Here is a 13,733-nt window from a genome sequence, read left to right on the forward strand (position 1 = left end):
TACGAAAGCAACCCGCCTATCAAGCACCGCGACGGGAGGTGGCGGGGTTGCCGAGCGTCGATGCCGACATTGCCGTCGTCGGGCTGGGTGCCATGGGAGCGTGTGCCCTGTGGCGGCTCGCGGCCCGCGGGACCGATGTCATCGGCTTCGAGCGCTTCGACCCGGGTCACCCCTGGGGGTCCACGCACGGGTCGACTCGCCTGTTTCGTACGGCATGTAAGGAACATCCCGCACTCGTCCCGTTGGCCCAGACCTCGCTCGGTCTGTGGCGGAAACTGGAGGAGGCGTCGGCGCGCCCGCTCCTCGACATCACGGGCGGGCTGATGATCGGCGCACCCGACACTCCGGTGGTCGCCGGCACGCTGGCGGCGGCCGCCACGTACGACCTTCCCGTGCGCACACTCGCCGCCGCCGAGGTGACCGACCGCTTCCCCCAGCATGCCCGCCTGCCCGACCACCACATGGCGGTCTGGGATCCCCTTTCCGGCGTGGTCCGGCCGGAGGCCGGCGTGCGCGCCGCGGTGAGTGCGGCGCAGGAAGCGGGTGCCACGGTCTATCCGCGCACCGACGTGAGCGGCATCGACCTCGTTGCCGGCGGGGTCCTCATCCGTACGGCGGCTCGCGACTTCCGTGTCCGCCAGGCCGTCGTGACGACCGGGCCGTGGTTGGGGAAGCTCGTGCCCGAACTTCCTCTGGAGCCGGTGCGTACGCCGATGACGTGGTTCGACGCCCGCGACGATCCGGCGTCGTTCGAGCTGAAGCGGTTCCCGGTCTTCATTCGTACCCTCCCGGACGGCACGGGGATCTGGGGACACGGCGCGGTCGACGGGCACCCGTCCAAGGTCGGCCTCAGCGACGACCCGTCGCTGCCCGTCATCGACCCGGACCAGTGCGACCGCGCGATCTCACCCGCCGACTACCGCCTGCTCAGTGAGATCGTCACCGCCGCGCTGCCCGGTCTGCATCCCCACCCAGTCCGGACGACGACCTGCATGATCACCCGTTCACCCGACGGTCAGTTCCAGGTCGGCCGGCCGCACCACGATCCGCGGCTCGTCGTCGGCGGTGGCGGCAGCGGTCATGCGTTCAAGCACGCCACCGGCATCGGCGAGCTGCTGGCCCGGATCGCCTGCGACGAGGCGCCATTCCTCGAACTCGACGTGGTCGACCCGAACCGATTCCTCCGCTGAGTCGATCTGGCGACCCGACCACCTGCCTGTGCGCGAGCGTGGCCGACCGGTGGTCAGTAGCGGTGCCGGCGATGCGGGTACGCCCGGAACGGTACGCGGGGCGCGACGCCGGACCAGTCACCGGACCGGAGCTGGCGGAGGCTGCGGAGGAGGTCGAAGGTCAGCCAGCGACTGAGGTCGGGATGGTGGGGGTGTTCCCACAGGCCGAACGGTCCGCGGCGTTGCTCGAGGAACTCGACCAGGCCGGCGATCCGTGCGTCGTCGGGTGCGGCTCCCGCCCGTGCCGCGATGTCGAGAACCAACGCCAGGTCGAAGCGTGCGTAGTAGGTGACGAACCCCGACGGCGGCTCCCGGCCGGTCAGTCGCGCGACCTCGGCGCCGAGGGCCCATTCGTCGCGGGACTCCCGTTGCAGGAGGAGGTCGAGCGCTCGCCGGGTCCGCGGAGCGTGGGCGAGCTCGTCGTGGAGGACGAGGCACGCGAGTGCTCCCTGCGTGGTGGTCCGACAGCCCCGCGAGCCCGGCAGCTTTCGGTAGCCCGCGATGAAGCCCGGCTGGCCGTGCGCCTCACCCATCGGCCACCCCCCGTCGTCGAGTTGGTGGCCGAGGAGCCAGTCGTACGCACGTTGAGCGCGAGGATCGGTGGCGTAGCCGGCGGCGGCAAGGCCGCGCAGCGGCAGCGCGACCTGCAGCGGCGCCATCGAGTAGACGCCCTCGGATCTGCCGCGGCGGAACAACCGGAGTGGCCACGATCCGTCGCCGTCCTGGAGAGCGAAGAGTCGCTCGGCGACGGCAGCCACGTGCGGGTGGTCGCGGCCGATGCCGTGGTAGGCCCACCGGCACAGGGTGAACGCCAGTGCCTTGGGATCGGCGACCGTGCCGCTGAGCTCGAGGGTCGCGGCCCGTAGCCGGGCCAGTTCGGTCACCTCGGGATCGTCTGGCGGTACATCCATCAGTTCGGTGAGGACCCGGTAGCGCAACGCGGGCGAGGGATCGCACAAGAGCAGCGCCGGCCCGTCCGCGAGTCCGGCCGTCATGGGAGGACCGCCGCGAGATAGGGCGCGGTCGGCGTCGCCCCGAGAGCGATCTCCTCAGGCGTACCGGTCGCGATCACGCGCCCGCCGTCGGGTCCGGCGCCGGGACCCAGCTCGAGGAGCCAGTCGCAGCCGGTGAGCAGGCCCGGGTCGTGCTCCACGACCAGCACACTGTGACCCGCGTCGACCAACGCGTCGAGTGCGACACGCAACCGGGCCACGTCGCGCGGGTGCAGGCCGATGGTCGGCTCGTCGAGGAGGAACAGCGTCGGTTTCCGCGTCTTTCTGCCGAGTTCGCGGGCGAGCTTGAGGCGTTGCGCTTCGCCGCCGGACAGGCCGTGGCTGGGTTGCCCGAGGCGCAGGTATCCGAGCCCCAGTGCGCGGGCCTGCTCCAGCGGGCGCGCGACACCCGGACGGTCCTGCCACACCTCGCTCACCTCGGCGAGGGTCAGGTGGGTGAGTGCCGGCAGGCTGTGTCCACGGACGACGATCCGGCGGGCCTCCTCGGCGTACCCCGTCGCGTCGCACGCATCGCACGGGCTCTCGATCGACGGCAGGAATCCCATGTCCTGCTTGACGAAACCCCGCCCGTGACACGCGTCGCACGAAGGCGCGAAGTCCTTCTCGGTCAGGTCGAGCGCCGCGGCGGCGTCGGACTCCGCGTACGCCTGCCGCAGCGCGCGCAGCACGCCGAGATGCTGGCCGGGCGAGTGGATACCGGACCGACTCTGGTCCGACCACACGGTGCGGGGCGGTGCGCCGACGATCGCGTCATGGGCGCCGGGATCGGCGTTCTCGTACGCCACGGACGTCGAGGACCGGGGCGGGTCGAGGGCCAGGGCGAGGGTGTCGATGCCGAGCGTCGACTTGCCCGAACCGGAGACCCCACAGATGCCGGCGAGTACGCCGAGAGGAAGGTCGATGTCGGCGCCCGACAGGTTGTTCTCCCGCGCGCCCACGACGTGCATCCACCCGGTCGGGGTTCGGCGTGGTGACCGCACGTCGGCAACCTGATGCGCGGGCAGGAGGGTACGTGCCTCGGCGGAGCGTTCCGGGAGAAGGCGCCCGCCCTCACGACCCGCGCCCGGGCCGAGGACGATCACCCGGTCGGCATGCGCCACCAGGTCCGGATCGTGGTCGACGAGGACGACCGTGTTGCCGGCATCCCGGAGGCGGCACAGCGCCTCGCTCAACGCGTCGACCTCGCGCGGGTGCAGGCCACGGGTCGGCTCGTCGAGCAGGACGGTCATGCCGGTCAGCTCGGCGCCGAGAAGCCCGGCGAGCTTGACCCGTTGGGCCTCACCGGCGGACAGGGAAGCCGACTTCCGGTCGAGGTGGACGTAGCCGAGTCCGACGCCTTCGAGGAACCGCAACCTGCGGAGCGCGACCGAGCGCGAGGTCGCGACCCACCCCGGCGCGTCTGGTGGTACGGGTACGCCCTCCACCACGTCCGCCACCGCGCTGAGCGATCGCTCGTGCAGGTCCTGCCGGTTGGCGCCGCCCAGTCGTACGGCGAGAAACTCCGGACGCAGCCGACCACCCGCGCACGACGGGCATGGCACGTGGTCGACGTAGCGCCCGCCCTGGTCCCAACCCGCGACGACCGGGAAGAAGCCGACCCAGGACTCCCGGTTCAGATGCGGGCCCTTCGCGCCAGGTTCGCCGAAGAGGAACGCCTCGCGGGCGGCGTCGGTCATTTGGTTCCACGGCGTCTCGAACGGATCGAAGTCGTAGCGCTTCGCCAGTCCCTGGATCATCCAGTAGCCCTGGTTCGCGGGCTTGGAGAGGTACGACTGCGGAAAGAAGCCGGGCGAGTACATCGCGCCCTTGCACAACGGGGCGTCCGGCCGGATGATCAGCCGCTCCGGGCGGGGCTCCGGCACCGTGCCCAGGCCGTGGCAGGTGAGGCAGGCCGCTTCGTACGAACCCGGCGAGAAGTGCGCCGGCGTCAACCGACCCCTGCCAGCTCCGCCCGCTCTCCCACCCGCACCACTGGCACCACCTGCAGCACCGGCACCATCCGCAGCACCGGCACCATCCGCAGCACTGGCACCATCCGCAGCACTGGCACCATCCGCAGCACTGGCACCATCCGCTCCACTGGCGCCACCTGCACCTGCGCCACCGGAGCCGGCGTAGGCGAGCAGCACGCCGAGGTGGAAGCTCAGTTCGGTCGCGGTGCCGACCGTACGCCGGGGGTTCCACAGGTCCCGGTCAGGTCCGATCGTCACCGTCGGCCCGAGTCCCTCGACCGCTTCGACGTCTGCGGCAGGACCTTCCTTGACCGACTGGCGTTCGTACATCGACAGGCATTCGAGGAGGCGCCGATCCGCCTCGGCCGCGAGGACGTCGGTGAGCAGAGACGACTTGCCCGAGCCGGAGACGCCGACGATCGCGGTGATGGCGTTCTTTGGGAACGTCACGCTCACGTCGCGCAGGTTGTTGGCGTGGGCGCGGGTCACCGTGATCGCCGGAGATCCGCGCGGCTGGCGGCGCGCGCGGGCCCTCGGTCGCGGCTCCCGGGGAGGACGCTCCGCCGGGTCCGCCGCGCCAGCGCCGAGCAGCCGGCCGCCGTCCGGGCCGCCGCCGGGTCCCAGGCGTACGACCCAGTCGGCGGCAGCGACGATGTCGGGGTGGTGCTCGACAACCACCACCGTGCACCCCTGCCCGACCAGGCGGTCGAGGATGCCGGTGAGGCGGGAGAGATCGGCGGGGTGGAGCCCGGTCGTGGGTTCGTCGAGGAGGACGAGGGAGCCGGCGCGGGCGCGGGTCAGCGCCTTGGTCACCTTGACCCGCTGCGCCTCCCCACCGGAGAGCGTGGGTGAGGGCTGGCCGAGCCGGAGGTATCCGAGACCGATGTCGCGCAGCGCCGACAGGACCGGCTGACTCTTCCGATCGTCGGCGAGCAGCGGTGCCGCCTGGTCGATGGTCAGGTCGTAGACCTCGGCGATCGTGTAGCGGCGTCCGTCGGCAAGCTCGACGCGCGCGTCGAGGACGTCCCGCCCGAACCGCTGGCCGCCGCAGTCCTCGCAGACCAGCCATTCCGAGGGCAGGTGCAGCAGCGTGAGTTCGACAGCACCCATGCCCGAGCAGGTCGTGCAGGCGCCGTCGGGACGGTTGAACGAGAACGCCGAGGCAGGCAGCCCGGTCCCGGCGGCGAACCGGTCGCGGAGGTGGCCCGCCAGCCCGGTGTAGGTCGCCGGGTTGGACCGCGGGTTACGTCCGATCGGGCTCTGGTCGACGGTGATGGCCCGCAGCCGCGGACCTTCGAAGCGCTCGCAGCCGCGCGCCTCGCCCGCGTCGATCGAGGCGACGATCACGTCGCGGGCGAGGGTCGACTTGCCCGCCCCGGACGGACCGGTGATCACCGTGAGCCGGCCGACCGGGATCTCGCAGTCGAACGCCTGCAGATTGTGTGCGTACGCCCCGAACACTGCCAACGCCGCCAACGCAGCCGACGGTGGTGGCGGTGACGGCGGCGAATCCGGCGGCAAATGACCACGCTGGGTATGCCTGTAGTACGTGGAAGGGGCATCGACACCTCTTCCGGGTGTCGAACGCATGGGCAGCGTGGTCATTGCCGGCTCGCGAAGGGACCGAGCACGCACGGGCGCGACCTCGCGGCCGGAGAACCAACGGCCGGTGACGGTGCCCGCACGCCACAACTGCGCGGGTGGCCCCTGGAACGTGACGCGGCCCCCCTCCGCGCCGCCACCCGGTCCTAGCTCGACGACGTCGTCGGCGTCCGCGACGGCCCAGCGGTCGTGCTCCACCATCAGTACCGGGCCGCGCAGCTTCGCCAGCTGCCTGATCAGGCGTACGACCTGCTCGGCGTCGAGCCCGACCGTCGGCTCGTCGAGGACGTGCAGCAGGTCCTCCACCTGTGTCGCGAGGATGACAGCCAGCCGAAGCCGCTGCGCCTCCCCCCGCGAGAGCGACGGCGACGGACGGTCGAGAGGCAGATAGCCCAGCTCCATCGCGGCAAGGGCCTCCAGGCGGACGCGGACCTGGTCGAGCGCCCGGGACGCCGTGGGCGGCAGGCCGAAGTCGCCGAGCGCGGCCGCCGCCTCGGACACCGACAGAGCGAGATAGTCCTCGAGGGTCCGGGCGCCCAGCCGGTAGGCCTGCACCATCCCGCCGCCGCTGTGGGCGAAGTCGGGCGCCCGCAATGAAGGCAGGAGCTCCCCGCAGGTCGGGCACACCGGCGCGCAGCACATCGACCGGGCGGCGCCCTCCGGCGTACGAAGGATCAGCTGGGTGGCGCCGAGCCCTCGGACAGAGGCGAGGATCGCCCGCAGTTCGTCGGTGGTGGCGCCGGTCCGGAGCGGCTTCAGGCGGAGGTCGATGTCGTGCGGCTGGCGGGCGGACAGGCCGCGGTCCGGCTGGGTCGTCAGCGCCTTGCCGTCCACGTCGAGTGCATCCGACCCGAACTGTTCGGCCAGGAAGTCGAGCAGCCGGCGATGGGTTCCTTCTGTCCCGCGTACCAGCGGAACGACCACCTCGAGCCGCCGCTCACCAGAGCCCTCGACATCGGGCACCTGCTCACCAGCACCCCCGACGTGAAGCCCCTGCCCCTGCCCCTGCCTCTGCCCAACGGTGGCGTCGCGGTCCTCGTCGCCGGCTGTCAGGCCGTCGACGGCGTCGCGGACCCACGCGAGTTGCTGTTCGTGACTGGTGGCGACGAAGCCGGGATCGCTGCCGCAACGGGAGCAGGTCCGCGTGGCGAAACCCGCGTACAGGACTCGAAGCACCGGATGGATCCCGGTCGCCGTGGCGACGGTGGAGTTCGGGTTGCGGTTGACGACGTTCTGCGCGACCGCGACCGCCGGTCCGAGCCCGTCGATCGAGCGCACCCTTGCCGGCCGAAGCTGCGCCCACGGCGAACCCAGGGTCAGCGTCTCCAGGAACCGCCGCCGCGCCTCGTGGAACAGCGTGTCGGAGATCAGCGAGGACTTGCCCGATCCCGAGACCCCGACGACGGCGGTGATGCCAGCGCCGAACGACACGTCCACGTCGCGGAGCGTGTTCTCCGTCGCCCCGCGAATGTCCACCGCCCGGCCCGGCATGGCGGCCATGGTAGGCCGCCACCACCGACAGCCCTTCAGGTCAATCCCGTTGCCGCGCCCAGCACCTGAACGCCACGCGGACGGCACCAGCTGGTTGGCCGACCTGCTGTAGAACGCGCTTCTGACCGTCCGGCGTACGGCCCCCTTCATCGTCACGGGAACGATCCGTCCCTTCACTGCCAGGCGTTGGCCAGATCGTGACCAATTTGGTGATCGTCACGAGCAACATTTCACCGGTCCCCGGCATCTTGTTGATGTCGCACCACTTCAGGGGGAGCCCATGCGCCGCCGTCCGCTCACCATCGTGATCGCCTCTTCAGTTCTTGCCGTTGCTGCCCTTGGCGGAGTGGCCTACGGGACCGGTTTCGCGTCGTTCGCCGACCGGGGAGCCGCCGGGGAGAACGTGCCTTCGCAGGTACGCACGCCCAGCCCGACGCCGTCGAAGTCGACGTCGGCGCGGCCCACTCCGACGGCCTCGCCCAGCACCTCGCCGACCGCCGCGGCGACTCCCACGCCGACGTCCACTCCGATGGCCACGCCGACGGCGACCTCCACTCCCACGCCGAAGCCGAAGCCGCAGGCGCTGATGGAACTCGAGGACCGCAGCGACGACGTACGTGAGCTCGAGGCGCGGCTGCACCAGCTCGACTGGCTCGCCGCCGAGTGGGTCGACGGCTACTACGGCACCACCACCCGCGAGGGCGTCAACGGCTTCCAGGCCCGTCGTGGGATGCCGCGGCTGGGATACGTCGACGCCGCCACCTGGGACCGGCTCGTGGCCATGACCCGCACGCCGACGCGCGCCGAGCTGTACCCGCCGAAGCCCACGCCGGCGCCGAACGCGTCGGCCCTCGACTCGCGCTGCACCACCGGTCGCGCGATCTGTGTCGACAAGTCGACGCGTACTCTCCGCTGGGTGGTCGACGGCTCCGTACGCCTGAGTATGGACGTCCGGTTCGGCTGCCCGTCCAGCCCTACCAGGGAGGGCGCGTTCACGGTCCGCGCGAAGGTCCTCGACGGGTACTCCAACTTCTACGACACCCGGATGCCGTTCTCGCTGTTCTTCAGCGGCCACCAGGCGGTCCACTACTCCGACGACTTCGCGGCCCGCGGCTACAACGGTTGCTCCCACGGCTGTGTGAACGTCCGCAGCTGGGACACGCTCTCGCAGCTGTTCAACGAAGCCCGCGTCGGCGACAAGGTCATCGTCTACTGGTCCTGAGCTGCAAAACTGCCGTCGCGACCATTCGGGGGATTCGGCGACGCGTTGCCCTCACCGGTCAGGGGTACTGAAAATCGACGAAATCCCACCGGTCAGGAAGCCCACTGGAGAAGCTGACCTCGTCAGGTGTGAGGGAGTCGTCAAGCATGGCGACTGTGCAACCCTTCACTGTCCTTCCCGGTGCCCATGCGAATGGTTCGACGTTCGCCGTGCAGTGTGCCGGTGCGTTCGGTGCATTGTGTGCGAACCGCATCGGGCCCGCAGGTACGACACCGGCGTTGACCGAGAAGCTGAACTGGAGTGGGTCCTCGGGGAACGTGACTGTGCGGTCACCGATATGGGTCGCCTTGTACCGCAGCAGTGTCACCGTCATGCCGTCGAATTCTGCGGACAATCCGGACCGACGTACGTCGACGGCCAGCAGCGTGACCCGAACAGGAATCCATACGCGCTCGTTCTTGGCCACGACTGCGGTGAAGGGTTGACCTACCCGAGGTGAGGAGGGGTTGGGCAACGGGACGCCCGCACGGTCCTCCGTCGGCGAGAGAGACGGCAGCGGCGGCACGCTCCGCAGGTCCGTTGGGAAATCCGTCGGGAGGTCGCTCGGCAGGTCCGTTGGGAAATCCGTCGGCAGATCTGCCGTCGGAAAGTCCGTCGGCCCCGTGGGCTTGGTGCCTGGAGTACCCCACTGGCCAGGCCCGAGCCACCGCTCGCAGTGGGTGTCGAGGAACGTCACCGCGCTCTCGAACAGCGTCTTCAGCGACTGCATACCCTTGTTGAGAGAGGCCATGTCGCCGTTCTCGAGGTCCTCCTGCATCGCCTCGACAGCGTCCACACCTGCGTAGATGTCACGGGCAAACTCGCGATCCGTCAGCTTGTCGGCCAGCTCACGCAGGTGCTTCGCCTGCCTGGTGAGCCACTCCCGCCGCGCCACCTTGTCGGCGCCCATCTGCTGCAGAGCCATCATGTCCTGACCAAACTCGGGGGCCTCGTTCTCGATCATCCGGCAGTCCGCGGCGTAGTCAGGCCCGTTGCCGCCGCCGTAGAGCGCCCACAGTCCGATCCCGACTCCTGCCACGAGCAACATCACAGCGGCGATGACCAGCCACGTCGTGGCACGCCGTCGCGGCTCCCGGGGCTCTGGCGGCAGTTCCTCGGTCATCAGTGCGTACCCCCCTGTCGCGAACGACGGGCGTGAAGGACTGCCAGTGCCACGAGGCTCAGGCTGGCCAGTACCAGAACCGCAACCAGGTATGGCGCTGCGGATCTTGCTCTGTCGCTGAGTGTCTGGTTCTCAGGGCGGGCCGCGGGCTCGTCGTCGAGCGGAAACTCGCGCGCCAACGCGGCCCGATCGACCGCGGAGTGGCCACCCAGCCACCGGTTCCCGGTGCTCTTGTCCACCGCACTGCCCGCGACTCCCTGCCTGGCCAGTGCATCCAGCCCGGGCCAACGATCCTCGAATGCTCGGCTCCCGACGGACTTGGTCGGCACCAGTGCGAAGTCGACGCCGCCCGCCTGGATCGTCCACGTCTTCTCGACGTTGCCCTCGGTCCATGACTCGGTGGCGCGGAACTCGCCCTTGGTAAACGACTTGACGTAGCGCTTGAACGTCTGCTCTGGACGCCACCGACCCGCATCGGCCCAGCGGTCGATGTTGCCACTCTCCACCAACCCTGCAAATGACGTGTCGCCATCTGCGGCACGTTCGCGATACCACTCGGCCGCGATCCGGCTCAGGTAGATCCGACGGAGAGCCGCGAACTCCGGAGCAGTGTTCACCTCCTTCTTCAGGTGCGGCAGAACCACTTGCCCGTAGACGTCGAACACTGTCTTCTTTTCCGCCTCCGACATGCCTGGACACGACGTGCCGCCTCCAGGGATCTGTGGATCACCTGCGGTGGGCTGGTAGTTCCACTGTTCGACCTTCACGTCGAGAGGTGCCTCCAGGATGTAGAGCTCGTTGCCCTTCTCGTAGACCTGCGCGATGTCCGGCGTGATCCACAAGCGCGTTCCCGGGACGCAGTCTCGACCGGCCTCGCGCCAGAACCGCGCACCGAGCTTCCGCTTCGGATGGAGAGCCCAGGATGCCTGCTGCTTGAGAGTGAGGTCAGCCTCGAGCATCACCTGACCGACCTTCGTGCGTGCGAGCTGGGCGTCCATGATCTTGTCCGGCTCGTTCGGCTTGAGGTTCACCCAGAACGCCGTGCGCGGCAACGCCAACCACACGAAGAAGGCGTCCGACGCCTCCGCCGCGTTCTCGAGCCCGTCCGCAAGACCCGCGCTGCCGCGACCCGGGCTCACCCGGAAGGCGTAGTCGATACCGACGTCACCGCTCTTCTGATCTAAAGCGAGGTAACGGAGCTCGAGTGTCGAGAAGTCGATTCCACCGGCCTTGGCGCTGTCAAAGAACGCCTTTGCGTGATTGGCCGCTACTGCTGTCGCTCTCTCGCCGGGAACCTGGTGAGGTTGTCCGAATGCACCCTCGCCAATCGTCTTCAGTGACTGGAACCGCACCTCGCGCTCTTCGGGAGGAAGCTTGTAGGAGGTCTCGATGAAGAACCAGCTCCAGGCCTGATCAATGAGGTTTCGCTGACGGTAGAAGTCTTCCGGCGTGGCGCGACACCTGCCCCCGACGATGAACTCCGCATCGAATGCGTTCCACATCATCTCGATCAGGGACAGATGGAATCTGTTGTTGATGACCCAGTTTCTTCGCGGCGCGCCTCTCGCGCCGCCCTTGATGACGCCGCGCAAGTTGTCCAGCGAATGAAGAAGGCCCGGCGGTAGGACACCGTGGCACGGGTTCGTTGGTTTCCAGTACTTTTGTGGGATGGCATGGTGAAGTACCAGGTCGCCGAAGCGTTCGGGGTGGGTGAGGTAATAGCGCTGCTGGTACACCTGATCGATCGCTTTGTTCTTACCCCATACTGCTTTCAGCCGTTCCCAGTGTTTTGGATCGACTCCCGGCGGGGGTGGCCCGGTGGGTGCTGGAACCTCGTCCGCGGCGCCTCGAGCCTGCGACGGTGGTGCCACAAGTAGGCAGGTGCACAGGCACAGGAGGGCCACCAGCACCCGCGCTGCCGTACGGCTACGACAACGTGTTGGGGTTCTCCCGTCCGGAACACCGACGCGAGTACGCCCAGCTGGCCTGGTTCTCGCATATTCGAAGCTCGGACGCCTTCGGACAGTCTCCCGATCGGACACGAACGTCACCCCCGTGAGATCCGGTGTCGCACGCTCGCTGGACGCGGACAACGGCAACCATGATCACGGGCAGGCTGTGGTGTGCCAAGATCTTTCGACCTCAGTCGAAACGAGCCGGTGGCGGCTTTCCCCGAGCCTCAGGACGGGCGAGCAACGTCGAGGTCGAGCTGGGCGATCACGTCGTCAGCGCAGGCGTCCGGCGACCGCGTGGACGTGTCGACCTCGGCAGCGAACCTCAGCCCGTCATGGATGTCGACCGCCTGCGTGGCTGCCCAACCGGCGGGGCGAGCCTCGGGGCGTCGCACCTCAAGCTCGTTGAGCATCCCCACAGCGCAACGCACCGCGACCAGCCAGAGTGAGGGGTTGCCAGCCTCTACTCGCAGCCGTATGCTCGCGGACGAGTAATCGCGCACGAGGATCCCGTCGAGGAGGGGCGAGCACCGTGGCCAAGCGACGCAAGGTCGGAAACCTGCTCGCCCTCGCCGTCCTCTCGGTGGTGATGTCCAGGCCGATGCACCCGTACGAAATGGCCTCGGTCCTTCGCGCCCGCGGCAAGGACCAGGACATGAAGATCAAGTGGGGCTCCCTCTACACCGTCGTCCAGAATCTCGAGAAGCACGGCCTGCTCGAGGCGACCGGGAGCCAGCGCCGGGGCGGACGCCCCGAGCGCACCCTCTACCGGATCACCGATGCAGGACGCGAAGAGCTCGAGGACTGGGTTCGCGAGCTGGTCGCCGTCCCCGAACGCGAGCAGCCGAGGTTCGAGGCCGGCCTCTCCGTGATCGGCGTTCTGCACCCGGACGAGGCGACCCAGCTGCTCCGCGACCGGCTCACCAGGCTGGAGCAGCAGATCGCCGCCCAACGCGACGCCCTGGCCGAAGCGGGTCGCGAGGTTCCACGGCTGTTCCTCGTCGAGTCGGAGTACGACCTGGCGATTCGCGAGGCGGAAGCCAGCTGGATCCGGTCGCTGCTGGACGAGTTCACGACCGGATCGCTGCCCGGCCTCGCGGAATGGCGGGACTGGCACGAGACCGGCCGGATGCCGCCCGAGTTCGAAGCACTCGCCGAGAGGGGCAGCACCAACGACTGACCCACAAGAGAACGGATCCACGACAGAACGGACCCCGGCGGGTGCGGGAACACCACGCCGGGGTCCTCGACCTCGAACCGGACCCGCGGAACGGAACCCGGCCACAAGGTGGCAACCGCAACAGTAGCTGGGCCTTCGCTCCCTGAACGGTTCGTACGACACGCATCGTCACGACACCCGAAGGAGCAGACCATGAACGACACGACGAACGTCCGGCAGAAGCGGTTCAAGCTGGTGCCGGAGATGGAGGGAATGACGGCCCGGTGGTACGCCCGGCAACGCAGTTCGGGTGACCAGCTGGAGTCTTACCGCACGGGTGCCGCCAAGCTCGCCGGCGAGTTCCCCGACGGCACCGCCGTGCTCGAGGTGGCGCCGGGCCCTGGGTTTCACTCGATCGAACTGGCCCGAACGGGCCATCTCCGCGTGACCGGCCTGGACGTCAGTCACACGTTCGTGGACCTCGCGAGCGACCGCGCTCGGCAGGAGGGTGTGACCGTCGACTTCCGCCATGGCGATGTCGCGGACATGCCGTTCGCGGCGGAGTCGTTCGACCTGGTGGTCTGTCAGGCGGCGTTCAAGAACTTCGCCCGCCCCATCGACGCGCTCGACGAGATGCACCGGGTGCTGCGCGGTGGAGGGACAGCCGTGATCCAGGACCTGCGCAGCAACGCCTCGGCGGCCGAGATCGACCAGGAGGTCGCGAGGATGCGGCTCAGCCGAGTGAACGCCTTCATGGTCAGGCGGACGTTGGGGATGCTGCGGAGACGGGCGTACGCACCGGACCAGTTCCACCGCCTCGCGGAGCAGTCCGCCTTCAAGGAGTGCACCGTCACGACGGAAGGGATCGGGATGGCGATCCGGCTACGGAAGCAGTGAGGCGCCGGCCCATCCGGCGGCGGGTCCGGCGAGTTCGGCGAGTCCGGCGGGCTC

10 protein-coding genes are annotated in these 13,733 nt (G+C 69.1%); 4 read left to right on the forward strand and 6 right to left on the reverse strand.

Annotated elements, in window-relative coordinates:
* The first annotated feature begins 47 nt into the window (after positions 1–47).
* Positions 48–1,190 (forward strand): N-methyl-L-tryptophan oxidase, encoded by a 1,143-nt coding sequence (gene solA, locus ABN028_RS21605; RefSeq protein WP_349697871.1) that lies wholly within the window; start codon positions 48–50, stop codon positions 1,188–1,190.
* 53 nt (positions 1,191–1,243) lie between these two features.
* Here the strand turns inward: solA and ABN028_RS21610 are convergent, their stop codons facing one another.
* The 3 genes from ABN028_RS21610 to ABN028_RS21620 all read right to left on the reverse strand — a co-directional run bounded on the left by ABN028_RS21610 (position 1,244) and on the right by ABN028_RS21620 (position 7,824).
* Entirely contained in the window at positions 1,244–2,224 is a 981-nt protein-coding gene (locus ABN028_RS21610) for a prenyltransferase/squalene oxidase repeat-containing protein (protein ID WP_349697872.1), read from the reverse strand.
* Positions 2,221–7,287: an ATP-binding cassette domain-containing protein gene (locus ABN028_RS21615; protein WP_349697873.1), complete on the reverse strand. Its 5,067-nt coding sequence runs from the start codon at positions 7,285–7,287 to the stop codon at positions 2,221–2,223. The genes ABN028_RS21610 and ABN028_RS21615 overlap by 4 nt, the downstream gene beginning before the upstream one ends.
* A 351-nt stretch (positions 7,288–7,638) precedes the next feature.
* On the reverse strand, positions 7,639–7,824 hold the full coding sequence (locus tag ABN028_RS21620; protein ID WP_349697874.1) for a hypothetical protein: 186 nt from the start codon (positions 7,822–7,824) through the stop codon (positions 7,639–7,641).
* Between ABN028_RS21620 and ABN028_RS21625 the strand changes: the two genes are divergently transcribed.
* On the forward strand, positions 7,817–8,509 hold the full coding sequence (locus ABN028_RS21625) for a L,D-transpeptidase family protein (protein WP_349697875.1): 693 nt from the start codon (positions 7,817–7,819) through the stop codon (positions 8,507–8,509). The genes ABN028_RS21620 and ABN028_RS21625 overlap by 8 nt on opposite strands.
* A 58-nt stretch (positions 8,510–8,567) precedes the next feature.
* Here ABN028_RS21625 and ABN028_RS21630 read toward each other — a convergent pair whose 3' ends face one another.
* The 3 genes from ABN028_RS21630 to ABN028_RS21640 form a co-directional block, all read right to left on the reverse strand.
* A complete protein-coding gene (locus ABN028_RS21630) occupies positions 8,568–9,671 on the reverse strand; it encodes a hypothetical protein (RefSeq protein ID WP_349697876.1) in 1,104 nt (367 codons plus the stop codon).
* The gene (locus ABN028_RS21635; RefSeq protein ID WP_349697877.1) at positions 9,671–11,407 is read right to left on the reverse strand and encodes a hypothetical protein; all 1,737 of its coding nucleotides are present in this window, start codon (positions 11,405–11,407) and stop codon (positions 9,671–9,673) included. Before ABN028_RS21635 ends, ABN028_RS21630 begins: the two co-directional genes overlap by 1 nt.
* A 443-nt stretch (positions 11,408–11,850) precedes the next feature.
* Positions 11,851–12,126, reverse strand: coding sequence for a phosphotransferase-like protein (locus ABN028_RS21640; protein ID WP_349697878.1), 276 nt, complete (start codon positions 12,124–12,126; stop codon positions 11,851–11,853).
* Positions 12,127–12,155: 29 nt separating this feature from the next.
* Between ABN028_RS21640 and ABN028_RS21645 the strand changes: the two genes are divergently transcribed.
* Both ABN028_RS21645 and ABN028_RS21650 read left to right on the forward strand, forming a co-directional pair.
* Complete coding sequence (locus tag ABN028_RS21645) at positions 12,156–12,803, forward strand: PadR family transcriptional regulator (RefSeq protein WP_349697879.1); 648 nt, start codon at positions 12,156–12,158, stop codon at positions 12,801–12,803.
* A gap of 192 nt (positions 12,804–12,995) precedes the next feature.
* On the forward strand, positions 12,996–13,679 hold the full coding sequence (locus ABN028_RS21650; RefSeq protein WP_349697880.1) for a class I SAM-dependent methyltransferase: 684 nt from the start codon (positions 12,996–12,998) through the stop codon (positions 13,677–13,679).
* The last annotated feature ends 54 nt before the right edge of the window (positions 13,680–13,733 follow it).

It is taken from the genome of Actinopolymorpha sp. B17G11, from assembly GCF_040196095.1.
Classification (GTDB): Bacteria; Actinomycetota; Actinomycetes; order Propionibacteriales; family Actinopolymorphaceae; genus Thermasporomyces.